Here is a 23,505-nt window from a genome sequence, read left to right on the forward strand (position 1 = left end):
TTAGTAATTATTGAAAGAATTGGAGATGCTGGCACAGGAATTCCAACGTGCATATGCATCTTTATAGGAAGCTCGATCGGTCGATGATGGAGTAACGGTAGCTATTTTGCGCAAGGAAGAGAATGCTTCCTGAGGAGAAGCATAAATTCCGGCACCAAGCCCGGCGCCTCGTGCTGCGCCTTGGGAACCATCTGTGTCGTAGAGTTCAATTTCAGCTTCGGTAACTCCAGCCAGGGAGTCTCGGAAAACAGGGCTGAGAAACATATTGGTGTTGCCGGCACGAATTACAGAAATATCCAACCCCATGGATTTCATGATATCTATGCCGTAACACAGGGAAAAGGCTATCCCTTCCTGGGAGGCTCGCAGTAAGTGTCGGTTGTCATGGATATTGAAATTGATTCCATGAAACGAGGCTTTAATATCCCTATTACAAAGAATGCGTTCGGCTCCGTTTCCGAAAGGAATGACGGAAATGCCTTCGGAGCCGATGGGGATTTGGGCAGCGGCATTGTCTAATTCATGGTAATTGGTCCCCGGAAGGGCAATATTATGTTTCAACCAGGAGTTAAGACTCCCAGCACCATTGATACACAACAATATTCCAAAACGCGGCTTCTTTTCCGTATGGTTGACGTGTAGGAATGTATTGACGCGTGAAGCGGGATCGTAAGTCATCTTTGCTCCGACGCCGTAGACGGTTCCCGACGTACCGGCTGTAGCTGCGATTTCACCGGGATTGAGGACATTGAGTGAAAGAGCGTTGTTTGGTTGATCTCCGGCTCTGTAGGTAACCGGAATACCGGCCTGAAGCCCCAGTTCATCAGCTGCCTGGCGCGTTACATAACCTTGTACCCCGAAAGTTGGCGTTTGGGTGGCAAGCATCTGCTCGGAGAGACCGAGAACATGGAGCAACTCACGGGAGATATCATGTTGGGAGAAATCCCAGAAAATCCCTTCGGAGAGTCCCGACTTCGTTGTTTGTATGTTGTCTGTTAACCGGAAGGCAAGATAGTCTCCGGGGAGCATGATTTTGTGAATTCTATCAAAGATTTCAGGTTCGTTTTTTCGAATCCACGACAATTTTGATGCTGTGAAATTACCGGGAGAATTGAGAAGGTGTTCCAGGCAGAAACGGTGTCCCAACCGATTGAAAGCCGTTTCGCCCAAGGAAACAGCCCTGCTATCGCACCAGATAATGGCGGGACGGAGGACTTCGCCGTTTTTGTCAACTGTAACCAATCCGTGCATCTGGTAGGCAATCCCAATAGCGGAAATATCGGAGGCATCAATGTCCGCTTGTTGAAGGATGGAATGGGTAACCAGACAGAGGTTGTTCCACCATTGCAAGGGATCCTGTTCGGCCCATCCGATTTGAGGTGCCGAGATACGCATTTCGTGATGAGGACTGAAATCGGAGGCAAGACATATTCCGGATTCTACGTCAAGGAGAGAAGCCTTAATGGAAGAACTTCCCAGATCATAGCCTAAAAGATACATGATAGCAGAGGTGATGAAAGAGAGAGTTACAATTGTCCAAACATTCGGTTGTAGATGCGTTTATCGAATTTATAATAGTGGGCAGCCCGGTGGGAAACATTGGTCTGTGTTTCGTCCAACACTTTGACGTAGGGCATGGAAGATATTTTTTTGTGAAAATTGCGGGCATCTATTTTGATCCCTGTAATGGTTTCATAGATCTTCCTAAGTTGTAGAGCCGTGAATTTGGGCGGTAGAAGTTTGAAGATAATGGCTGGTTGCCACTGTGCCATCTGACGGAGATACTCCACGGCTTCCTGCAGGATGAGATTGTGGTCGAAGATCAGCTTCGGCGTTGAATTGACCGGTACCCATCGGGCATTGAAAACTGTTGAAAATGTTTTTAACTTTGTCGAAATTCGGAATGTTGACATGAATCCGACGGTGACAACACGGTCAATATCCATACTGACTTGGTATTCCAGCCAAGCGCGATCATTGGGATTACTCGTTCTGTCCGGAGCTCCAAATGCTTTGAACTGGTGAAGATTCGACCGTTTGATGCCTGTCATTTCTTCGACAATATTGGAAGCGGCTGTTTCCAAATCTTCGTTTTCGTGAATGAGGCGACCGGGTAGTTTCATATTATTCCCTTCATGAACTCCGGTTTTTTCTACCAGAAGCGTGTGGAGGTTCGTTCCATCGAATCCGAATAGTACGCAGTCTACAGATACATGACGAAGGTACGCATTCATCATTGAATGAGGGGTTAGGGATGAATATCTTTTATATACAATACGGGAAATAAATATTTTTACTATCAAAAAATGATTGATTTTCAATAGTTTATATGAAAAATTATCATGTATTTCATGATAAGTGAAGACCTTTTCCCTTTTGTAGACAGTTCTTTCTGAAAATTTCTTGACGTGGAATTTTTACGATAAGCATTTTTCCTGTGAAAAAAATTACCCGGCCAGACTTTCCTGACCGGGTAATGAAAATGACGAATCAATGTCAGAACAATTGACTAAAACGATTGTGCGATGCCTAGTGCTGCCTGGTGTGCTGTCATGGAATCGCGGAGGATGATTTGGTATGTGAGATATACGGAAAATCCTCTGCTGCTGATGAAGCGGGAGATCACTTTGCCCTTATAGGCTTGCCGTGATGCCGGATAACCGCTTCCGTTGTAGATATCCTTATAATGGATATCGTTTTCCCACCAGTTATCCTCGAATGTGTAGTGAGGATTGTTACGGACTATATCAGGACAAAAGCTGCCGGAAATTGAATTTGTCCAAATTGCGCCACTGGAAAATGTAGCTGTATGTTCCAGAGTCAAACCGACATCGAGAGCAAGATTGTCGAATTTCCCACGGTTATCCCATCTGTTGCAACCGTCGTCATGCCAACAGCTGTCGTTGCGTTCTTGTTTGTTGTCGGCGTGGGTGTAGTCCAAACGAACGAAGGGAGCGATGGCAAAGGATTTCGTGGCTTGATAGCGCCATGTAACGGAAAGTGCCGTGTTATAGGTCCACGTATCCCAATCGGGAGTGTCGGGATGCTTGCATTCATTGCTCGTCGATGCAAAACCAAAATTCATGGACGTGATAAGGTAGGACTTTTTCCCGGTGGCAAAAAGAAGGCCGCCGTATAGGTTTGCCATGAAGGAATCTTGCGTGAAGCGGTCACCTTCAATGGAACCATCGGGATGGTTGGGCATTTCCTTGATTTTCTGATGACCAAAGACCTGGCCGATTGAAAGCCCCAATATGCCTGAGGAATAGGGATCTCCTGCGCTGTAGTCGTATCCGAGGGCTCCACCCGCTGCCGAGTAATGGAATGCCGGGTGGTTGTTCCTGACGGATGTATTGCCAAATGCACCTAGACTGCTGAGCCAGAATCTAGAAGAGGAATCGTCATGGAAACGCTCCAGGTTGATGTGTGTTGACGAAAGTTCAGTCAGCGACTGCAAATGACCGAGTGAGGCCCACATGGAATCCAGCGATGTTTCGGGGCCGCTGGATGAATAAATATCGACTGCTCCGGCATGGTCGGGAATGAGTCCGGCAATTGCCGTCAGGAGCCATAACGTACGGAATGGAAGTTTCATGGCATTGGTGTTGAATGGATAATGGTGTGAAAATGAACACTGGTACGAATACGTACCGCCTTCTTATCAAGATAATCGAAACAGGATATTTTATTTGTGTAACGAATCGAAGAAAGAATGATTTTTTTTGATTTTATCTTAATGGTTTGGAGACATGGCTTAACTGTACCAACCCCTTTTCCAGGATAAGATCAAGGTATTCCAAATTTTTCTTATGATGACAATTACAAATACGATCGAAACGGTAGTTTTTATTCTTGGATGTTCCTGTGTTGTTGCCGGAAGGGCGATTTCTGCGGAACCTTCCGCTTGTTATACGGAAAGATCGATACTTGCCGACACAGGCATTCCTACGGTGGTTCAGCCGGAGCAGGATTGCCAGTTGGGCGTGAATATCGGTTGGTCGAGTAGATACGTGACCGAAGGAATCGACTGTTTGCCGGGTAGTTCCATCTGGGAAATAGCCCCATTCATTAAATACGAAGGAATGATTGTGTCCGCCTGGTATGCGCAGGGAGTTTCGGAATCCTACAAAGAGTTGGATCTCGTGCTCGGTTATGCCTGGCAAATTGACGGCTGGACGATCAATCCGTGGTACGAGCACCAGTTTTATCTGGATCAGGATTACAACGTCAGCAATCCTGCCCTGACTATTTCCCGCACGATAGATGACTGGTTGGAGGTTGGAGCGGAAATGCAAGTTAAGCTGGAACACAAGGTTGGAGAAGCCTATTACAGTGTGTTTTGCCAAACGGCATGGGAAGTGATGGAGCATGTAACTGTTTCTCCGATGCTCAGGTATGGCTACAATGGAGGATACAATCCGGGGGTTTCCGATGGCTCCAATTGCATCGACTATAGTTTGGGGATCAATTGGCAATATGCGGAGTCCTGTTCTCTGAAGGTATCGTTGAACTATTCACAAGCCGTTTCTTCTTTGCGCCGTGTTGGGCTTGGGGACGTTTTCTGGATCGGGCTTCAATGCGGATTCCGGTTTTGATTTCGTGCTTCCGGTGTTGATGTAATGACGGAAGGAGGAGGGTTGGTTTTGTGATAGATCATTCCCCGGACAGGCGTATTTAGTATGAAATATCTATTGTTCTATGATTATCAGCAATATTTTTCCCTGCGTAGCCTGCTTGTCCGTCTTGGTGGGATCGGTTGCGATGGCTCAGGATTGTACCGACCAGCAATTGTTGGTTCAGCGAGTTGTTCCTTTCCTCAAAGGCAGGATTGAATTTTCTTTGAATCCTGCTCTGACAAAAAGATTTATGGTTGACGCGGAGAACGGAAACGTAAAAATTTCCGCCGGAGAGACTAAAAACCTGGCTCCTGCCCTGGGTTACTATTTGAGACATGGATGCGGATCCCATTGGTCCTGGAATGGAAACAGGATGGAAATGAAGCTCCCTCTGTCGAAATTCCATGCTGAAATCCAGGCTCCATGGGCTTGGAGGTATGCGTATAATTACTGTACTTTGTCCTATACTTGCGCCTTTTGGGGAACCAGAGAATGGGAGCAGGAAATTGACCGGATGGCGTTGAATGGCATGACTCACATGCTGGTTCAGGCCGGGCTGGAAAAGGTCTGGCAACTGACGCTTCGCGAACTCGGATACCCGGAAGATAGAATCCGGGCATTCATTCCCAATCCTGCTTCCGCAGCTTGGTGGAACATGGGAAATCTGGAAGGTCTGGGAGGTCCGCTGAGCCAGGGAGAGATTGATCGCGAGGGGGAACTGGGAAGATTTATTGTTCAGCGTATGGTCAGCCTTGGCATCCAACCTGTACTTCAGGGATTTGTCGGCCTTTTACCCCATGATTTCGACAAGTATTACAAGGGAACGGATGCCCGGTATTTCCCTCAGGGTAAATGGGTTTCCGGATTCCAGCGTCCAACGGTGATTGATCCGACAACCAAGGATTATACCAGAATCGCAGAAGTCTGGTACCGGAATCTGGAACGCGTGTATGGTCTCAAGGCCAAGGCTTTCGGGGGAGACTTGTTCCATGAGGGCGGCAATTCAAAGGGTGTTGACTTGGCCTCCGTTGCCGGAGCTGTCCAGAATTCCATGCAAAAGGCGTCTCCTGGCAGTGTGTGGGTACTCCAGCATTGGGGAAGCAATCCGTCTCCCACGCTTTTGAGCGGGCTTGATGATGACAAGGCTGTTGTCGTATCCCTCGCCAACCGTTTGGAAACGGCAACGGATGGAAGCACAATACGTTCGTTTTGCGGAAAATCCTGGGTATGGTGCGAATTGTCCAACTTTGGCGGAAAACACGCTTTGTATGGTAGCTTGAAGGCCTTGGCTCATTTGGGAGATCTTCAAAAATCGCCTGAAAAGGAACGTCTGCTGGGGGTTGGCACAATATCCGAGGGATTGGAAACCAACCCGATTTTCTATGATTTGCTCTTTGACCGATTTTGGACCGACAGGCAGAAAAATATGTCTGACGAGGAACTGAAACTGTGGATTGCAGCCTACGTGCAACGTCGATATGGTGCGGCCTCTGAAGATGCTTCGCAAGCGTGGAATATTTTGGAACGTTCCGTCTATACGCCGGTTTCCGGACAAACAGATTGTCTGGAATCCATCTTGTGCGCCCGCCCAGGACGACATGTTGACCGGGCTTCCAGTTGGGCTTCCGGAAGACCTTATTATCAGCCGAAGGAGGTTCAGGAAGCTGCTTTGCTGATGCTCAAGGCCGGGGAAAGCAATTCCGCCCTCTGGGGACAGGAAACTTTCCGCTATGATGTCGTTGATGTCGTCCGCCAGTTTCTGGCCGATATTGCCCGTCCTCTTCTTGCCGCAGCCATGGATGCATGGGAGAAGAAGGATGAAGCGGCTTTTAACCAGTATGCCGGAGATTTCCTGGGGCTGATTGCTGCCACTGATGAACTATGCGGGACGCACCCGATGTGGAGGCTGGGGCGTGCCTGTGAGATGGCGCGCGCCAAAGGCAAGACCCCGGAAGAAAAGAAAGGCATGGAAATTGCCTGTAAGCGGCTCTATACCACCTGGAGCGGGAAAATCGATGCCCTGAATGATTATGCCCATCGCCAGCTTCAGGGCTTGTTGAAGGATTACTATCTCACTCGCTGGAATATTTTCTTCACCGCTCACCGCGATGCCCTTGCCGGAAAACTTCCTGAACAGGATGTGATGTCGACTGTAGCCCGGCAGTTGAATGAGTTTGAACCGGCCTGGGCTGCGAATGATACCCCCTACTCTTCAAAGCCGGAGGGTGATACGAAATCAGTAGCATACGACATCATGAACCGCTTTATGCCTGTTGCCGCCTCTGTCTCTTCATGGAACCAGATTGGGCGGCAATGGAAACTGGACCCTCAAACGGGAGTACTCGAATTCAATGTCTCTGACTCCATCCAGGAACTCGGAACATATGCTGCCACGTTTGTATGGAGAAACGGCAACAATGCCCTGTCGATCAGCAAGGTCTGCTTGTTTGAAGGGGATAAGCCTGTTTCCGGGGATGTGCATGCCGGGTACACTGGCGTCAAAAACGAAGCCAATACCTATATCATCCGCATTGACAAGCTACGGACCAACCTGGATGTCTATAAGCTGAAGGCGGAAGTGGAAGGTGTAGGCGGCGGTGATTCCTCGGGAGTGCTTTTGTTCCGCAAGATCAAGTAAGCTCTGGCTCTTTAGCACGAAAACCGGGTCAGCCAATTCCCTTGCCGGGGGGGGGCTGACCCGGCTGTATTTACGGTTGAGCCGGCTGGCCGGGCAGGTCAAATTTCAGGCCGGGAACTTCCCTGTAATGAAGGCCGTCCCACAGGACGGGGATGCAGCAGAAAAACCACTTTGTTTCGCTATTTTCACCTTTCCAGGGGCCGGCGACGCTTTTCACGAGTACTTCATTCAGTCCTTTTTTCAGGTGGATTGGCACCGGAGGGCGAAAGAAATATCCTTCCTGAGTCAGTGGAGCCTCTTCAATGCGACCTCGGCCCCAGCCTGTCCATGGGAGGCTCTTGAAGGGCCAATGGGGCGGAACTATCCGTTTGCGATTGATCCACACATCGCCGCCGCTGAAGTCCCAGCTGCCCTGTTCCGGAGCTCTGGCTGTCCTGTAACCGCCGGAGTGTCCCCACATGCCGTTCAGTCCAAACATGAGGTAAATATCCTGGTCTTTGGGACTGTCGATATAGTTCAGGGCATAACAAGTACCGGAGTCTTTGCCGACGGAGGAGGACATCAGTGTGGGCCAATGATTGAGGCGGTAGATCTTCCTGTGGGCATTGAACATAGCAAAGAGATGCCTGATATGAATAGCCCCTCCATAGGCAGGTTGCTCTATCCAGGATAAGGTGCGGTCTCCGTCCTGATAGCTGGGCTCAATAGAATGTTCCGGTCCGAAGGAAAGGTCATTCTTGCCATGGTGATTGAACGGACCGATCATTTGCCATGGGATATTGGCCTGTTTGACGTAGGAGAAGGGTTGCTTACGGAAGAAATGGTCGCGGTGAAAGACAAGACGGTCTTCAAAGTCTGAGAAATCCTGCCACTCTCTGGTCCCTTTTGGGGGTAATTGCGCCATAAGATCTTTGCGCTTTTCTGCTGCTCCACGCCAGAGGCGCTCGGCAAAGGTGAGAGTACAGGGATAGAAAGGATATTGTTCAAGAATTCTTCGCTCGTTGCTTAAAGCGCCATCGCACCAGACCGCCATGATGCCGCCGAGGCCCAGTCCGTTGCTCTCGGGCATTTCACAGGGTTGCTGGAAGAAGATCTGATAGACACCGGATTGAGCATCCATCCAGTCGAGATAGAAGCCATTGCAGTCAATGATGCGGGAACCCTTTTTCAAATGATGGCTCGCTTCATTTTCTCCCCAGCACATGAAGATGGCGTTGTCGTCCGGGATGGCTCCTGGGTGCCAGACGATGATATCCCTGCCTTTATTCCGTATGTAGGAAGCCATTTCGGGGATGAAGTTTTTCATTTTGACATGGACTTCATCGGAACCCATATGAAACCAGGGATCGGGGAATATATCCGTCATTTCGTCCACCACATCCTTGAGGATGGAGATTCCTTTTTCGGATTGCATATCGACTCCGGTCGCCTTGGCGAAAGATTCGCTGTGACCGGGCATGTCGATCTCCGGGATGATACGAATGTTGAGTTTGGCACAAAATTGAACGAGATCCTTGAGTTCGTCCTTGGTGTAGTATTTGCCGGGGAGACGGGTTTTCCAATGATATTCCGGCTTTACCAGTTCCGGGTATTTGTCGATTTGGACACGCCAGGCCGGATTGTCCGTCAGGTGCAGGTGAATGAGATTAATTTTGTAAGCGGCGAGGTTGCGGGCGATTTCCTTGATGAAGGAGACGGACATGAAGTACCGTCCCGTATCCAGCATAATGCCCCGGATGGGGAAGGCTGGTGCGTCCTGGATCGAACAGTTGGGGATGAAACAGGCACCGCTCTTTCGGACGATGAGCTGACGGAGTGTTTGCAGGGCATTGAAATAGCCGCTGAAGCTGCGAGCGGCAATCGTGGCTTGCCCTTGCGGGGGAATGGTGATGGTGTAGGCCTCCGGGTTGTCTTTCTTCCATTGGTCATCCAGTTGTTCCAAATGGATAGCAAGTGTGTTACCTGCCGCATTTTTGGGAAAGGAACTATTGATGTGTCGGAGTTCGGCAGCGAGGTTTTCCTGCTCGGAGTTGGCAATGGACTGATGATTGTCGATAACCAAAGAACCGCATGCCCTCAGCTCACCCTTGCCCCAATCGATGCGGGCAGGGTAGGGAATCAGGGAGATAGCTTCTGGAGAATCGCTCTTGTAAAGGGGGGCCACTTGTACTTTTGCCTGTTCCGGGAAGGCAAAGGTATAGGATAGTTGCAGGCCCAGAATGATCAAAAGGGCACGAATGATAGGGGACATATGGGAGCCTTGTTTTGGTTATAAAACAACATTGCCCTGGATGGATGTCCGGGGCAATGCAGGAGAAGCCGGATGTATCGCGGTAACGCGAATAAACGGAATCAAATCTCTTCCAATTCCAGAATAGCGGATTGGAGAGGTTTGCCGAAGTTGAAATGGACACCGTTGTCCATGAGGTAATCACCTCCTAGTTCCTTGTTGTCCAGTGATGTACGGTTGCCGGATTGATCGACGTTGAGTTCATGGATGCGGTAGCGTTTGTCGGCTCTTAACCCTTTGAGTTTAATGGGGGTGGTTTTGTAGGCGAGCGTCTTATCCATGAGGCAGGCGAAGACGATAGCCTTTTGTTTGCCGTCTTTGCCATTGAGGACGTACATTAGCGAAGCTTCGTTACTCTCATAGGGTGAGCGTAGACGATAGAGATCTCCTAATTGAACGGTAGGACGGATGCGCTTGTACGTTTCCAAAGCTTTTTTGGCAAACTCGGTTTCCTGAGGATTCATATCCTGGGGGCGAAGTTCGAAGCCAAGTCTGCCGGTTGTTGCAACATCAAAACGGAATTTGAGAGGTGTTTGCCTGCCGGTTTGGTGGTTCGGTGAAACCGTAACGTGGGAAGCCATGGCCATGGCCGGGAAGAGGTGGCCGATACCCCACTGCATCAGGACGCGTTCATAGGGATCCGTGTTATCGGATACCCAGAATTCGTGATGATATTTCATGGCGCCATAGTCCGCCCGTCCACCGCCGGAAGCACAGGCCTGGAAAATGACTTCGGGATGTTTTTTAGTAATGGCGTCCAATACCTTGTAGTAGCCGTTGACGTAATCGATAAACAGGTTTTTCTGGTTGGCGGCGGAGAGGTACGGGGAACCGGGATCGGCAATCTTGCGATTGCAGTCCCACTTGATGTAAACAATTTCGGGATTCTTGGAGAGGATGTCATCCATGCTGTCGATGATATACTGCTGGACGTCAGGGTTGGAAAGATCCAGGATCAACTGATTACGTTCCAGGCGTTTGTCGCGGTGAGGGAGTTGGATGACCCAGTCAGGATGTTGTTCAAAGAGTTCCGATTTGGGATTGACCATTTCCATCTCTACCCAGAGACCGAATTTAATGTTGCGGTCCTTAGCGGATTTGGTCAGGCCGGGCAGGCCGTTGGGAAGTTTCTTTTCATTGACCTTCCAATCGCCGAGTCCCGCTTTGTCGTTGTTACGGGGGTACTTGTTGGCGAACCAGCCGTCATCCAGCACGAACAGTTCCACTCCCATGCCGGCGGCCCGTTCCATCATCGTTTGCAGAAGAGGCTCGTCAAAGTTGAAATAGGCTCCTTCCCAGGAGTTGAGGAGAGTCATGCGTTCCTGGTCGCCTCCGCGGATACCGCTTTCGCGTGCCCAGCGATGGATTTGGCGAGAGGCTTCCCCTTTGCCTTGCTGGCTGTGAGTCAGAATGAGGCGGGGGAGGGTCAGACTCTTGCCTGCTTCCAAGCGATAGGGGGCATCCTGCATGTCCGTCCCGAAGGAAGCGAACATCCGTCCGTACGGCGAGTATTTGAAACTAAGCTTGTAGTTGCCGGACCAAGCCAACGCTCCCATATATACTTCACCGTCGTCTTCCCGTGCCGGTTGACCAAGGGATAAAACGAATCCGGGCGTGCCTTCCTGGGCGGTACGGGCACCGACATCGGAAATCATGGTGAGGCAGTTGCCTTTCTGGACTTCCTCTTCCCGCATCAGGGACTCTCCTCCCCAAGTTCCGCGGAATGAGGTGACAAAATATTTGTCTGCTTTAACGTGCAAATGACCGGTAGCCCCCTGATCGATCGTAATGGCTTCCTGACCGTTATTGGTGATTTCTACCCATTGTTCGAAGACATTCGAGTCGTAGTTGGCCAGAACGTAAACCTGAACCTGGACGGGGTAGTGGGAATCCTTGAGACGGATGATGGCCAGCTCCTGTCCTGGTGTGGGTTTGGATACCTGCAGGGAATCGTACACGAGATCGAGGGAATTGGTTCCGTCTCCCTGTGTGATGGAAATGTCCAGCTCTCCGGAGCCGTTTTCCCAAGGTCCCATGGCATCCATTCGCGTGGGGTAGAGCAAGGTGGAAGAGGGAGAATCTGCATGAAGGATGTCTTCCGGATGGGCAAGCCGTGAACCGTAATAGGCGCGGTTGACTTTGTTCCCATTGACAGTGAATGTCATTTGGGAATCCTTAGAGAGGAGGTGGAAGGGCATTTGTTCGGCAACGGCATCCATGTTCAGGCATAATCCGGCGAGGGCCGCCGAAATGAGTAGTGGGGAATGAGGGGCAAATGTGATTTTCATGCGACGTTATTGTGGTGATGGAAGTTTGGCAATCGACTGGTTGTTTGTTAATCTGCAGCGATGGCGGCTCGAACGCGTGATAACGCATAAAGAGCATATCCTGTTCCGTAGAATTTGTGATAGTTGTACAGGGGGTAATCCCACCAGGAACCGTCTTTTTCCTGGAGGGGAAGTACGCCCTTGGAAACATACGCGGCATGTCTCACTAATTTTTCATGCGGTACGAAATCAAGACATTTGGCTGCGTAATAATATCCGTAAAAATAGAAATAACCCGAATTTTGAGCAAAACTCTCATGGGGCATTGGCTTTTTAAGGGCCATGCTAAGCCACCCGGAACGGCTCCAAAGACGGTCCAGCCCGTCTTCAAGTTGCCGTCTGGAGATCAGAGAAGGCTCATAACGCATCAGGGCAAGATCTCCGGCAGGCGTACGGGCGAGACTGCCTGTGTGGCGGTTAATCGGAGTTGTTGCGAATTTGATGTGTTCTCGCGAATAAACGTAAGTGCCGTTGGGTGTCCGCATGGATTTCAGAGTATTGAAGCAGCGGCGGAATACTTTCTGATTAGGTTTGAGACCGAAAATATCTTCCGCATCCTTGTAGGCCATGAAGACGGTTGCCGTCAGAAAGGAGGTGGGGGAACCGGCGGGGCGTTCGGTAAATACCTTGAATGTCAGATAGCCCCAGCCCCCGTTGATATCGGCTAAGGCATCCAGCATGCGGATGCGTTCTCTGGCAAATTCGCGGAGTTCGGCAAAGCGGTGGGAATCTTGGGGCAATCGTGTTGCCAAGGAACAGGCGGCTTCCAATGTGTAGGCATGCCCCCAGACATCGTAAACGCTCTGTGTATCGCCGCGTTTCAGTTTCGGCAGCCGGGAAAACATGAACTGCGTCGCTTTTTCCAACGCTGCCTGAACCTCGGGTGTATCTCGTTGAGGGGAAGCATTAAGGCCGATGATACAGAGACCTGTCGTACCGCTTCGGAAAGCTAGGGGGCCTGACGGATACGGGCAAAAAATGTTGATTCCCTTCGTACCGGTGTGGTCGCCCCATGATCCGTCCTTATTCTGATGGGTCAATAGGAATTGAACGCCGCGGGCAAGGGCTTTGTCCAGAGCCTCCAAAGTAGGGGGCGCTGTGTCTGGCAATTTGGGGATGGGGATGGAATCCGCCTTTTCCCGCGCCGGAGGAAGACTTGTTTGTGGCGGTATACCCCCTTCTTCGCCCCAGGCCGGGAGAAGGGTAGAACAAAGAAGAATGGGGAATATGTGCTTCATGGCCGGCAGAACTCAATCTCATGATGCCGGGCTTGAGGAAACCGTGGTACCGGCGGCGTGGGGCGATTCTACGGTGAACGGGATGGTACTACCCTGTAAAACGTCCCAAACCCGGGACATGGAATACAGAGCATATCCCGTCCCGTAGAATTTGTGATAATTATACAGAGGGTAATCCCACCAGCAGCCGTCTTTTTCCTGAAGGTGAAGGATATCTTCCGAGAGTTGGGCGGCATGTCTTGGCAGATGTTCCTTGGGGAGCCAGTCGAAAGTACGGGCTGCGTAATAATAACCGTAGTAGAAAAAGTATCCTGCGTTTTGGGCGAAACTTTCGTGGGGGACAGGCTTTTTGAGTGCCATGTACAGCCAGCCGTCACGACTCCAGAGACGTTCGACATTGTCTTCCAACTGGGTCAGCGTAACGAAACCGGGATCGAAGCTCATGATGGCCATGTCTCCGGCCGGATTGCGTGCGAGGCTGCCCGTGTGCCGGTTAATGGGCGCGGTCCCATAGTACATGTGATCCCGGGAATACACAAAAGTCCCGGCGGGAGTACGCAAGGCTTTGAGCAGTTTAACGGCGCGTTTCAGAACATTCGGGTCGGAATCCAGCCCGAAGATGTCTTTGGCGTCCTTGTAAGCAAGCAAGACGGTCGATGTCAGGAAAGATGTCGGCATACCGATGGTTTTCTGGGAAAACACATCGAAGGTATAGTACCCCCATCCTCCGTACGCTTCATCGCTTAACAAGTCGGTGGCATGAATAGCCTTGGCTGCAGCCTCCTTGAGTTCCTGAAAGCGAGGTGAATCTTTAGGGAGTCTTTTGGCTGCAGAGCAGTAGGCTTCCAGGCCATAGGCGTGCGCCCAGGTAGAGAGCAGAGTGATGGTGTCGCCTCGCTTGAGCTTGGGCAATTCGCGGATGAGGACATTAAGAGCCTTGTCTACGGCATTTTGTATGGCGGGATCGTCATGCAAGGGGGAAGCAGTCAGCCCTACGATGCAAAGAGCTGTGGATGCCAGGCGGAACGATCGGGGGCCTTGGGGATAGGGGCAAAGGACATTGAGGCCTTTGGTACCTGTGTGATCGCCCCATGATCCGTCTTTGTTTTGCCGGGGCAGGAGGAAAGAGGCTGCTTTACGGAAAGACGCCTCCAAGGCTTCGCGGGAAGGCGGAGGGACGTCCGGGACTTTGGCGATGTGAATGTTGTCGTGTTTCTCGGCAGAAATTGCTTTTTCCTGTTGCTCCGGGGAGGGAGATTCCTGGGGATTCTCCTCTCCCGTCACTGTAACGGTTTGTGTCCGGACAACGGTTTCGGCGGAAGAACAGAGGGACAATAAACCGGCTGCAATACCGGCAAGGAACAGAGATCCTGTACGCATGCTGCCGGTGGGAGTTTAGGCTTGTTGATCCTTGATGATCACCTGGACGGGCAACCCCGGAGCGAATATTTCGGCCGCAGGCGCCTGGGGAGTGATGATGATGCGGCGCTTGCCGTCGGCATCGGGAATAGGATCTGCGACGGTGACGGTACCGGGAAGCTGCTTGTTAGTGATCTTGACAATAACCTGATCGCCGACCTTCGGCGTCGGGGTGGAATCGGGCAGAACGGCTTGGATGATCAACTCGCTATCCGGGGGAACGATCGTTGCAATTTTGTCGAATGGCTCTAACTTGCCTCCGGGGCGGAGTTTCAGGGCTACGGAATTAGCAACCCATTTATCCCCGACATACCCTCCGTAAAGCAGGATACCGTCGGCAGGAGATTGGAATTGAGCCATGGCTCGATCCTTCTGCAAATCATTCAGGCGATCCTGTGCGCGTTTGAGGGCCACTTCCGCATCAGTGAGGGCAAGTTGTTTTTGCTCGACACTGAACTTGTATTTGGCCGCGACACTTTTTGCTTCAAGATCCCACTGATCGATGTTTTTCTGGAGGTCTTCTCCGTAACGATTGATCGTGCGAAGTTTAGCAAGTTCTGAGGTAAGCTTGGCTCCTTGAACGGCGAAGTCGGATTCACTCAATTCATTTTTAAGCCGGGTAAGGATGATTTCCTCCGTTTCTTCAGCTACCTGGTCTTCCTTGTACATTTTGACAAGCTGGTTGAGTTCTTCCTGCTTGTAGGAAAGCTGGCGAAGAGCTTTATTGACGCGTTCTTCCTCTTCGGCAAGCATGCGAGCTTTGCGTTTTTCCTGAAAATCTTTCAAGTCTTCCTGGGCACGCTGGAGAGACAAGGTGGCTTCCTTGTTCTTTTGATTGGCTGTGGCTTTTTCCTGTTCGAGTTCGAAACGAAGCTTCAGCACATCCAGATTGCGAGCTTTGACATAACGGTCCATATCTTCGATCAGACGATCCAGACTCCTGAAGTCAGAGGAAGCAATGGCCTGACCTTGCTTGACCTTGGCCCCTTGAGGAAGAACATCAATAATGAAAATATCGGCAACGTTTTTGGGAGCAAAGGAAATAGCGTGCATTTCCTTTTTAGGTAGGAGAATACCTTGGGCGATAGAGTCGGCGAATAGAGGCATGGATGACATGCCCGCTAAAACAGCTGTAAGGATAAATCGGGATTGAATCATGGGGTGGAAACGATGGTGTTTAACGTTGTGAAAAGGGAACGAAGCGTCCCTTGCGGGCGAGCACGACGGTCTGGAATGAGGTCTGCTTGCCTTTGTGAGAAGTGGGGACTGTGTCGAAAGAGACGTCGAAACCGGCTTTTTGCAGCGTGCGTTCCAATCGTTTATCCGGACGGGATAGGAGGATGACCAGCATGCCTCCCTGTTTCAGGGCAGCGTTGTAGTCGGTCGCCTCTGCAATTGTAAGCTGATTGCGGGAATGGGTTGAGCGCATCAGAATAGCATGGTATGCCTTGGATGTTTTTCTGGCGACCTGAAGTGCAGAATGGGATTCGATCGTGACGCGTGGATCGTGTAGCATGCCGGGGTGGAGGTTGCCCAGCAGTTTTTCATGCCACTCGACAAGATCGGAGCAGGGTTCCGCGACAATAAAACTGGCTTTTTCCTTGTTAATTTGCTCCATGGCTCCTTTGAGAAGGAAACCGAGGCCCAGACCATCAATCAGAATAGTCGGTTGGTTGGCACGTTTAATGGGTGCTGCCGCAATGGTAGCGATAGCATCGTCCCCACCGTGGGAAAAGCTGGAAGCCATTTGAATGCCGTCGGCAAGGAGGAAATAGGAATTGTCGCGTTCCCAGAGTTCCAAAGAGATTCCGGACGGAAGAATTGTTTCTGCGAGTTTTGTCAGTGGCTTCATGGAGAGGCAAATAGTACTTCCATCGTACAGAAAATGAGGCTACCTGCAAGTTTTCAACGTGTACAACACCCTCATATACGGGTAGAATGCGAAAAAAATTGCATAAATTTTCCACGAACATGATTCTTTTCTTGCATCTCAAGGGATGATAGGGGAGAAATCATAGTCAACACAAACCAGTCCACACACCTATGAGTAATCCTCCGCCTCCTCCCATCCCCGGTGGTGCCCCTGCTATGCCCCCGAGGCCGTCTGTTCCAGGAGTTCCGCCGGCTCCCGTGCCGCCGCCTTCCGCGGCTGCTGCTCCGATGCCGCCTCGTCCTGGTGTTCCCGGTGCTCCTGTACCTCCGCCGGCTCCCGGTGCTCCCATGCCCCCGCAAGTGCCCGGTGCTGCCGCGCCGGCTCCTCCTGCTCCTGGCGCTCCTGTACCTCCCGTGGCACCTGCTGCTCCGGTTGCTGACGGCGCAGTACCGCTTCGTCCTGCCGGTCTGGGTAGCGCTGCTCCCCTTGGCGGAGGATTGAAGACGATTGCTCTTGCCGGAACCGGTGCTCCCGTTGCTTTAAAGGCAGGTGCTCCTTCCGGGCCTCTTGCTTCCGGTCAACCGACGGCTCAGTTGCCTAAAGCGACAATCGCCCTGACACCGACGCGTCCCATGTCGGCCGCCGCTCCTATTTCCTCCGTCCAGGCTTCCGTCAAAAATGTGGCTGACGAAGAGGAGGAAACCGGCACCGGCCTCCTGCTCGGTCTCTCCATTGCTTCGCTTGTGGCCGCTATCGCATTCCTCTTCATTCAGATCCAGACAGATGGTCTGGAAAACCGCGTGGAACCCGGCATGTTCGGTGATTCTGCATCTGCGGATACCATGTCTGAATGAACGAATGGAACAATACATGAGTCTTAACAGCAATCATGGCACTTACATTAACTGAATCAAACTTTCAGACGGAAGTACTCGAATCTCCGGTTCCCGTACTTGTAGATTTTTGGGCAACATGGTGCGGCCCCTGCCGCATGATCGGCCCCATTGTTGAGCAAATTGCTACGGAATTTGCCGGTAAGGCAAAGGTTGGCAAAGTGGACGTTGACAGTAACAACGGCCTTGCTTCCGCCTATAACGTCCGTTCCATTCCAACTCTGGTCTTCATCAGAGATGGTCAGGTTGTGGATACGATCGTTGGGGCTACGTCCAAGGATGCCATCATGCAAAAGTTAAACGCGCTTATTTAAAGCACAGACATTTATTATTACTGACACACAAACCCGCCCTGTTGGTTTCAAACCGGGCGGGTTTGTTGTTTTCACCGGAATGTCTGAGGAATTCACTCTGGGATTAGTGCGCAGTGCTCCCTGTCGGCGGAAGAGGAAAATAGGAAAATCAGCCCTGCTGATGTATCCTTTTTGACATTTGGACCTATCCGTCATATTCCATGGACATGAACGTGAGAACGCTTGTCAAACATGCGCTGGATAGTGATGCCGAGCGCTCTGGAATTTTAATTGAAGGCTGGGTACGTACCCGGCGCGATTCCAAGGGTTTTTCCTTCCTGGAAATCAACGATGGTTCATGCCTCTCCTCTCTTCAGGTCGTGGCTGATGCCGGCATTCCCGGTTATGAGACGATTGGTCACATGGCTACGGGTTCTTCCGTTAGCATTGACGGAGACCTTGTCGCAAGCCCCGGGAAGCAGAAATGGGAACTTCGGGCCACCTCCATCCGCCTCCTTGGAGAGGCACCGGAAAGCTACCCATTGCAGAAAAAAGGACATTCTCCGGAGTTTCTGCGGTCCATTTCGCATTTGAGGCCGCGCACCAACCTGTACGGAGCCGTCTTGCGAACCCGCAGCAAATTGGCTACGGCTGTCCATCGTTTCTTCGGAGAGCGTGACTTTGTCTGGGTCCATACTCCGATCATTACTGCCAGTGACTGCGAAGGTGCCGGAGAAATGTTTCGCGTTACTACCTTGGATCCTCACAAGGATAAAGCTGCTGACTTCGAAAACGATTTCTTCGGCAAAGCTGCCTATCTCACTGTGAGCGGTCAGCTGGAAGCGGAAACCTTTGCCTGTGCTCTGGGACGCGTCTATACCTTTGGACCCACTTTCCGTGCTGAAAATTCCAATACCACTCGTCATGCTGCGGAATTCTGGATGATTGAGCCGGAAGTTGCTTTCTGTGATCTTCACGGCGATATGGATCTAGCCGAAGACTTCGTGAAATTTCTTGTTCGCGACATGTTGGAGAATAACCGGGAGGACATGGAGTTTTTCAATAAATTCATCGATAAAACTCTTTTGGAGCGTCTCCGGCATGTGCTTGACAGCCCCTTCGTCCGCTGTTCCTATACGGAAGCCGTGGACATTTTGGCCAAGAGTGGCAAACAATTCGATTACCCCGTTTCCTGGGGCATCAATCTTCAGAGCGAGCACGAACGCTATCTTACCGAAGAACACTTCAAGAGCCCGGTTATCGTCTACAACTATCCCAAGGCCATCAAACCTTTTTACATGCGCCTCAACGATGATGGGAAAACCGTGACGGCTATGGACGTTCTTGTTCCCGGCATCGGTGAAATCGTCGGCGGGAGCCAGCGTGAAGAGCGTCTTGATGTCTTGCTTGAAAATATGAAGAGTATGGGGCTTAGTGAAGAAGCCTACTGGTGGTACATAGATCTCCGACGTTTTGGCAGTGTTCCTCATGCCGGGTTTGGGGCTGGCTTCGAGCGTCTTCTCATGTTTGTGACAGGAGTTGGCAACATCCGAGACGTGTTGCCCTATGCCAGAACGCCCCGTAACTGCGAATTCTAATCCATTTCATTTCCTCCCGTATTCTTGTGCTTTCCCGGAAGCCAGAAATACGGGAGGTTTATTTCCGTGTTCTGGCCGGATATGTAAATTTTCCTTGCCAATTGTCTGCCGATTCACTACTAATCCTCCCACATAAAAAACGCGCGGTTAGCTCAGTGGTAGAGCACATCCTTCACACGGATGGGGTCACTGGTTCGAAACCAGTACCGCGTACCATTTTCATAAACGCCTCGTAATCAAGTATTTCGAGGCGTTTTTCTTTCTCGAAATTGCTCAACTAGCACCCATACTAGCACCTTGTTTTTTCTGATTCACACCTGTTTGAAGTTGTCCAAGATGATTCTGAAAATTGGCGGGAGTTTCCTTTATGATCAGCTCCATGGTCTGATCTTGATGCGTTCCATCATCCTCCCTAAACTTCCTCTTTGTAAAACCACAACTGCAATGGCTGAAAAGAATAACGCCAACATTGGCTGTGAAAAACAAATATGGGACGCCGTCTGTGAACTGTGGGGGCACATCCCCGCCGCAGATTATCATAAGTCCACTCTTTCATACTAACCTTTCTTTAATCTAAAACTTCCCAATATCCTGATTTGTTGGCACCGACGCGCCTGATGATGTTTTTCTCCCTGAGGGAAGCCACGACTCTTTCCGCCTGGCGCTGGGAGAGTTCCAGCCGTTTTGCCATTTCCCGCACGCTGAGCCGAGGCTGCCTCCTGATGAGTTCCAGGATGTGTTGTTGCGTAGTTGTAAGATTTATACCGACATTTGTTCCGTCATTTATACCGACATTTTCATGCGGGTTTCGGCATCGTTTGAGCGTGCTGAGGATTTCCCGGAGCATGAATTCTACGAAAGGGGTGCAATCCGCCCGAGCAGAGCTGGCGCTAATGGCTTCATAGTAGGCTTGCTGGTTGGCATAAACCATGTTTTCTACGGGGAGATGTTCAAAGGCCGGGTGCAGTTTCCCCAGGATCAGGGATTGCCAGAGTCTGCCGATTCTGCCATTGCCGTCGCTGAAGGGATGGATGAATTCAAATTCGTAATGAAAAACGCAGCTACGTATCAGCAGATGGTCTTCAGCTCGGCGCAGCCATTCAAACAGGTCGTTCATGAGACCGGGAACACGGTCGGCGGGCGGGGCCATATGTACCATGTGCGTTCCGGCAAAGACGCCTACGCCTCCCCGCCTGAAACTTCCGGCGTCATCCGTCAGAGAGCTCATCATTACTCCATGGGCTTTGAGCAGATCAGCCAGGGAAAAGGCATCTAGGGAGGGATACAGTTCATAGGTCTTGATGGCATTTCTTACCTCCTGGATTTCTCGGAGCGGAGCCACGACTGTTTTCCCTTGGAGTACGTCACGCACCTCATGTTCCGACAGCTGGTTGCCTTCCAGGGCTAACGAACTGTGGATGGTCTTGATGCGGCTGGCTTTGCGCAGGCGGAGACCGCCGCTCTGCTCCAGCCGGATAGCATACCGTTCCACCAGAGCGGCTATTTCCGCAATCAGGTTGACGGTGGCGGATGATATGCTGAATGGTGGCTGGTACATCAAGGAAAGATTGCGTTGTTATCAATTCATGCCGGAAATGGAAACGAAAAAAGCAGCGGGCCGATATAGCGCCGATTGGGCGGCCTTGTAGAAGGCTATCCCGCCCTGAAGCACCCTACCCCAGGAACTTGCGATGGGCAAGTTTAACATTGCTCTACTTGACCACGACGTATTGGAGGGTTGTGTCTATTCTCTGGTGCCTCAGAAGACGCTGCAATTGTTTCACGGGCATTCCCTTGTCAATCGCCACGGTGGCGAGCGTTCTGCGGAATTTGTGGGGGTGTACCCGCGGCAATTCCAGGGGGTACCCCAATTCCCGAAGACGGGATTCCACGCCGTCGATTTTCAAACGTTCATAAGGAGCTTTGAGAGAGAAACAGGACATGATTGCCGTCTTCCCGTTCTTCAAAATTGATGTCTTTACGGTCAAGCAGTATCAGTTCCCCCCACGGGCATTCCCGTGGATGCCAGAAGATCGATCAAGGAGAGAGATCTCAATGTTTCACAGTTGCCACGCATGGTTTCCAAAGTCTCAGGCGCTGGCAAAAATGCGCATCATGATCAAACGCCTTTTGAAGAAGTACAACTACCCGCCTGATGATGTGCCGGAGGCTCTTCAAACCGTCATGAGCCAGTGTGAGCTGTGGGCAGACAACATCATGGATGTCAGAAAAAAGAGTTATTTGAATGATTCTTCCGAGGATGAGGGAGCCCTCAAAGCGGCGGAAGATCCGGAACAATACGGGGTCAACAGTTGATCATGGCGAGGCATTCAACCAGGGATGGAAAATGGAATCCGCATCTGCCTATTCCGAGTATCTCCCGGAGCAGAATATCCCCGCCTTTCGGATTTTTTTCTCTTCCAGGCTGCGTCCGTGTGGTTTATTGCGATCCGCATCGGCGGGAATGCCTGAGCAGACACCCCCATAGATTCCTTGTGCAAAACATTGTGCATCCAATCAGCTCAGAGGCAGAAGTGGTGATCCGGCTGTCATTGATGATAAATCATAAACAAAGTAATTCCAAGAGGGACTTAACGGGACAATCCTCTCACTGTCTCTACTTCCGGAATCCCTTTCAAATATTCATTCCCCTGATTCCAGCTTAAATGCTTTTACAGGAGGCAATCGAAATAGACACCATGAAAGCGTCAAATTCGGCAACATGATACTTCCGGACGCTGCCATGCGGGCGAATCATCCTGACATGACCTGAACTCACGGCTTCTGCCAGTAACCTGCAAATGGTCGATTTACTGGTATCATAACGCCTGGCAAGAGTCGCCTGGCTTGCCCAGACAACGGAACCCGATTTAGCTGTCTCCCGGGTAAGAAGAACATCCAGGCATTCTCGAATGCGTCTTAACTCTGTAATGATGTCCTCGGCAGAGACAAAAGTACCTTCTATGATTTTCATATTCGATTAGGAGATTAGAACTTCAGAGAAGATTAGCCTCTTCTTGCGCATCTGAAGATATCCAGGCATTTCTCAGGTATTGAATCTCGTCCTCTCTTAAAAAATTCATGTAACTTTGAGCTGCCTGCTTCAAAATCCTTTGTTCGGCCAATTCCAAAACATGCCGTTCCAGCGTTGTGGTAGGGTGATATTCCAGGTAGGCCGCCAGCAGGGAAGGCAGTCTGATGTTAGGTGCCTGTTCGACGTTGTAATAGACCAAAGGATCATCGAAAACTACTTCAACAATGACCTCGGCATCTTCTCCAGGCAAACATGGGGTCAAACCGGGAAGGCCTCTAATTTCCCGATTGATGCGCAAGACTGTTACCGGCTCACCGCCTTGTCCAACCATGCTTCTTAATGCGCATTTGGGATGTACATACCATTGAATCTTCTCCAACTGATTCAGATAGGCGCTTACCTTGGCCATGGAAAATTCGTGGGTGATCCTGAATGCATAGTACTTCTCCACCTTAGGCGGAGTAAAATTGTCCCGAAGCTTATTTAACAGGGATTTGCGATTCAATGCACAGACATTCCTCCGTTCACCTGCCAGCATCAAATCTCCGTAAAGACGATGAATCGTCTTGGAAACCTGAGACAGGGAAATATCATGCCCGCAAAATCGGATATACTTGGTGAGCATTTTTTGCGACTTCCATAAGGGATTGTCGATGAAACTTCTGGCAACCAAGGAAGAAATCCCCACATACGGATTGTTGCTCCTTCTGTCTTTGTAGTCTGCAGAAAACTCTCCTGTGTGGGAGATAAAAAGACCGTCGTGAACGATAGCTCCATTTCCACAACAATCGACAACACTGACCTTTTGGGCAGCAAGCTGGGCGGCAAACTTTGAATTGACGTAAGGACAAATAAGAAGAAGCGGCAAAGAAAGGATCTCCTTATAGTATTGGCGCCTTTCGCATGATTCATTGTCAAACGGATAAGCTCTAAACTGGATATTATGAAACACACTTCCCAGTTTTTCTTCCGTCTCAATATCAGCCCAGGCAACTGCATACCGTTCACAACGGGACGTATTGGGGCCTGCGACTATCACAACCTCGCAAATAGCACAGGGATCCTCCAGTATGCTCCGTGGTTCAGCCATCACACTTTTATACTTTTCCACAGGCTTGATTGTGACCAGTCCAAACATAAATTTTTTCTCATTGCCCAAAACATCAATCAACTCTTTGGCATCCGGGACTTTAGAAACAACTTCTTTCATGACTCAATGCTAATGTCTTCCTGCGGCAAGATCAAATAGGAATATTTCAGCAGGTCATTCGTCATGAGACATTTCC

Annotated in this window: 19 protein-coding genes, 1 tRNA gene and 2 pseudogenes; 8 read left to right on the plus strand and 14 right to left on the minus strand. The window is 50.5% G+C overall.

Annotation, left to right across the window (positions count from 1 at the left end):
- The 3 genes from QET93_RS01725 to QET93_RS01735 form a co-directional block, all read right to left on the minus strand.
- Positions 1 to 1,500: an FGGY family carbohydrate kinase gene (locus tag QET93_RS01725; protein WP_280133041.1), complete on the minus strand. Its 1,500-nt coding sequence runs from the start codon at positions 1,498 to 1,500 to the stop codon at positions 1 to 3.
- A gap of 26 nt (positions 1,501 to 1,526) precedes the next feature.
- Complete coding sequence (locus QET93_RS01730) at positions 1,527 to 2,237, minus strand: NUDIX domain-containing protein (protein WP_322190065.1); 711 nt, start codon at positions 2,235 to 2,237, stop codon at positions 1,527 to 1,529.
- A 272-nt stretch (positions 2,238 to 2,509) separates the two neighbouring features.
- Positions 2,510 to 3,595 (minus strand): autotransporter outer membrane beta-barrel domain-containing protein, encoded by a 1,086-nt coding sequence (locus tag QET93_RS01735; protein ID WP_280133042.1) that lies wholly within the window; start codon positions 3,593 to 3,595, stop codon positions 2,510 to 2,512.
- A 214-nt stretch (positions 3,596 to 3,809) separates the two neighbouring features.
- On the opposite strand from QET93_RS01735, the gene QET93_RS01740 reads away from it, so the two are divergent.
- The gene (locus QET93_RS01740) at positions 3,810 to 4,595 is read left to right on the plus strand and encodes a hypothetical protein (protein ID WP_280133043.1); all 786 of its coding nucleotides are present in this window, start codon (positions 3,810 to 3,812) and stop codon (positions 4,593 to 4,595) included.
- Positions 4,596 to 4,698: 103 nt separating this feature from the next.
- Complete coding sequence (locus QET93_RS01745; RefSeq protein ID WP_280133044.1) at positions 4,699 to 7,254, plus strand: alpha-N-acetylglucosaminidase; 2,556 nt, start codon at positions 4,699 to 4,701, stop codon at positions 7,252 to 7,254.
- A gap of 70 nt (positions 7,255 to 7,324) precedes the next feature.
- Here QET93_RS01745 and QET93_RS01750 read toward each other — a convergent pair whose 3' ends face one another.
- The 7 genes from QET93_RS01750 to QET93_RS01780 form a co-directional block, all read right to left on the minus strand.
- Positions 7,325 to 9,505 carry a family 20 glycosylhydrolase gene (locus tag QET93_RS01750; RefSeq protein WP_280133045.1) on the minus strand — a complete coding sequence of 727 codons (2,181 nt, stop codon included), beginning with the start codon at positions 9,503 to 9,505 and terminating at the stop codon, positions 7,325 to 7,327.
- A gap of 101 nt (positions 9,506 to 9,606) precedes the next feature.
- Positions 9,607 to 11,832 (minus strand): alpha-galactosidase, encoded by a 2,226-nt coding sequence (locus tag QET93_RS01755; RefSeq protein WP_280133046.1) that lies wholly within the window; start codon positions 11,830 to 11,832, stop codon positions 9,607 to 9,609.
- A 47-nt stretch (positions 11,833 to 11,879) separates the two neighbouring features.
- The gene (locus QET93_RS01760; protein ID WP_280133047.1) at positions 11,880 to 13,109 is read right to left on the minus strand and encodes a hypothetical protein; all 1,230 of its coding nucleotides are present in this window, start codon (positions 13,107 to 13,109) and stop codon (positions 11,880 to 11,882) included.
- Between the two features lie 18 nt (positions 13,110 to 13,127).
- A complete protein-coding gene (locus QET93_RS01765) occupies positions 13,128 to 14,489 on the minus strand; it encodes a hypothetical protein (protein WP_280133048.1) in 1,362 nt (453 codons plus the stop codon).
- A 15-nt stretch (positions 14,490 to 14,504) separates the two neighbouring features.
- Entirely contained in the window at positions 14,505 to 15,635 is a 1,131-nt protein-coding gene (locus QET93_RS01770) for a hypothetical protein (protein WP_322190066.1), read from the minus strand.
- A 70-nt stretch (positions 15,636 to 15,705) separates the two neighbouring features.
- A complete protein-coding gene (locus tag QET93_RS01775) occupies positions 15,706 to 16,380 on the minus strand; it encodes a hypothetical protein (RefSeq protein WP_280126131.1) in 675 nt (224 codons plus the stop codon).
- A 166-nt stretch (positions 16,381 to 16,546) separates the two neighbouring features.
- On the minus strand, positions 16,547 to 16,750 hold the full coding sequence (locus QET93_RS01780) for a hypothetical protein (protein ID WP_280133050.1): 204 nt from the start codon (positions 16,748 to 16,750) through the stop codon (positions 16,547 to 16,549).
- On the opposite strand from QET93_RS01780, the gene QET93_RS01785 reads away from it, so the two are divergent.
- The 5 genes and pseudogenes from QET93_RS01785 to QET93_RS13200 all read left to right on the plus strand — a co-directional run.
- Entirely contained in the window at positions 16,749 to 17,255 is a 507-nt protein-coding gene (locus QET93_RS01785) for a hypothetical protein (protein WP_280133051.1), read from the plus strand. The genes QET93_RS01780 and QET93_RS01785 overlap by 2 nt on opposite strands.
- Before the next feature lie 35 nt (positions 17,256 to 17,290).
- Complete coding sequence (trxA, locus tag QET93_RS01790) at positions 17,291 to 17,608, plus strand: thioredoxin (RefSeq protein ID WP_280133052.1); 318 nt, start codon at positions 17,291 to 17,293, stop codon at positions 17,606 to 17,608.
- Between the two features lie 206 nt (positions 17,609 to 17,814).
- Positions 17,815 to 19,185 carry an asparagine--tRNA ligase gene (gene asnS, locus QET93_RS01795; RefSeq protein WP_280126127.1) on the plus strand — a complete coding sequence of 457 codons (1,371 nt, stop codon included), beginning with the start codon at positions 17,815 to 17,817 and terminating at the stop codon, positions 19,183 to 19,185.
- A gap of 141 nt (positions 19,186 to 19,326) precedes the next feature.
- Positions 19,327 to 19,401: transfer RNA gene (locus QET93_RS01800), tRNA-Val, on the plus strand.
- Positions 19,402 to 19,629: 228 nt separating this feature from the next.
- Positions 19,630 to 19,728, plus strand: a pseudogene (locus QET93_RS13200) (type I restriction endonuclease subunit M); the annotation flags it as partial.
- 25 nt (positions 19,729 to 19,753) lie between these two features.
- On the opposite strand, the gene QET93_RS01805 reads toward QET93_RS13200, so the two are convergent.
- Both QET93_RS01805 and QET93_RS13205 read right to left on the minus strand, forming a co-directional pair.
- Positions 19,754 to 20,743, minus strand: coding sequence for a Fic family protein (locus QET93_RS01805; protein WP_280133053.1), 990 nt, complete (start codon positions 20,741 to 20,743; stop codon positions 19,754 to 19,756).
- A 154-nt stretch (positions 20,744 to 20,897) separates the two neighbouring features.
- A pseudogene (locus QET93_RS13205) lies at positions 20,898 to 21,277 on the minus strand (tyrosine-type recombinase/integrase); the annotation flags it as partial.
- 23 nt (positions 21,278 to 21,300) lie between these two features.
- On the opposite strand from QET93_RS13205, the gene QET93_RS13210 reads away from it, so the two are divergent.
- Positions 21,301 to 21,501, plus strand: coding sequence for a type I restriction enzyme endonuclease domain-containing protein (locus QET93_RS13210; RefSeq protein ID WP_345786059.1), 201 nt, complete (start codon positions 21,301 to 21,303; stop codon positions 21,499 to 21,501).
- 346 nt (positions 21,502 to 21,847) lie between these two features.
- On the opposite strand, the gene QET93_RS01820 is transcribed toward QET93_RS13210, so the two are convergent.
- Complete coding sequence (locus QET93_RS01820) at positions 21,848 to 22,159, minus strand: hypothetical protein (RefSeq protein ID WP_280133056.1); 312 nt, start codon at positions 22,157 to 22,159, stop codon at positions 21,848 to 21,850.
- A gap of 22 nt (positions 22,160 to 22,181) precedes the next feature.
- Positions 22,182 to 23,429: a hypothetical protein gene (locus QET93_RS01825; protein WP_280133057.1), complete on the minus strand. Its 1,248-nt coding sequence runs from the start codon at positions 23,427 to 23,429 to the stop codon at positions 22,182 to 22,184.
- Positions 23,430 to 23,505: the final 76 nt, after the last annotated feature.

Origin of the sequence: Akkermansia sp. N21116 (genome assembly GCF_029854705.2) — a bacterium.
In the GTDB taxonomy this organism is placed as follows: Bacteria; Verrucomicrobiota; Verrucomicrobiia; order Verrucomicrobiales; family Akkermansiaceae; genus Akkermansia.

Coding starts and splice junctions, on each gene's coding strand:
- QET93_RS01775 (WP_280126131.1), bottom strand. CDS start 16,380: ATGAAGCCACTGACAAAACTCGCAGAAACAATTCTTCCGTCCGGAATC.
- QET93_RS01765 (WP_280133048.1), bottom strand. CDS start 14,489: ATGCGTACAGGATCTCTGTTCCTTGCCGGTATTGCAGCCGGTTTATTG.
- QET93_RS01820 (WP_280133056.1), bottom strand. CDS start 22,159: ATGAAAATCATAGAAGGTACTTTTGTCTCTGCCGAGGACATCATTACA.
- QET93_RS01760 (WP_280133047.1), bottom strand. CDS start 13,109: ATGAAGCACATATTCCCCATTCTTCTTTGTTCTACCCTTCTCCCGGCC.
- trxA (WP_280133052.1), top strand. CDS start 17,291: ATGGCACTTACATTAACTGAATCAAACTTTCAGACGGAAGTACTCGAA.
- QET93_RS01735 (WP_280133042.1), bottom strand. CDS start 3,595: ATGAAACTTCCATTCCGTACGTTATGGCTCCTGACGGCAATTGCCGGA.
- asnS (WP_280126127.1), top strand. CDS start 17,815: ATGAACGTGAGAACGCTTGTCAAACATGCGCTGGATAGTGATGCCGAG.
- QET93_RS01780 (WP_280133050.1), bottom strand. CDS start 16,750: ATGGGAGCACCGGGAGCCGGCGGAGGTACAGGAGCACCGGGAACACCA.
- QET93_RS01725 (WP_280133041.1), bottom strand. CDS start 1,500: ATGTATCTTTTAGGCTATGATCTGGGAAGTTCTTCCATTAAGGCTTCT.
- QET93_RS01745 (WP_280133044.1), top strand. CDS start 4,699: ATGATTATCAGCAATATTTTTCCCTGCGTAGCCTGCTTGTCCGTCTTG.
- QET93_RS01755 (WP_280133046.1), bottom strand. CDS start 11,832: ATGAAAATCACATTTGCCCCTCATTCCCCACTACTCATTTCGGCGGCC.
- QET93_RS01750 (WP_280133045.1), bottom strand. CDS start 9,505: ATGTCCCCTATCATTCGTGCCCTTTTGATCATTCTGGGCCTGCAACTA.
- QET93_RS13210 (WP_345786059.1), top strand. CDS start 21,301: ATGATCAAACGCCTTTTGAAGAAGTACAACTACCCGCCTGATGATGTG.
- QET93_RS01770 (WP_322190066.1), bottom strand. CDS start 15,635: ATGCCTCTATTCGCCGACTCTATCGCCCAAGGTATTCTCCTACCTAAA.
- QET93_RS01785 (WP_280133051.1), top strand. CDS start 16,749: ATGCCCCCGCAAGTGCCCGGTGCTGCCGCGCCGGCTCCTCCTGCTCCT.
- QET93_RS01740 (WP_280133043.1), top strand. CDS start 3,810: ATGATGACAATTACAAATACGATCGAAACGGTAGTTTTTATTCTTGGA.
- QET93_RS01730 (WP_322190065.1), bottom strand. CDS start 2,237: ATGATGAATGCGTACCTTCGTCATGTATCTGTAGACTGCGTACTATTC.
- QET93_RS01805 (WP_280133053.1), bottom strand. CDS start 20,743: ATGTACCAGCCACCATTCAGCATATCATCCGCCACCGTCAACCTGATT.
- QET93_RS01825 (WP_280133057.1), bottom strand. CDS start 23,429: ATGAAAGAAGTTGTTTCTAAAGTCCCGGATGCCAAAGAGTTGATTGAT.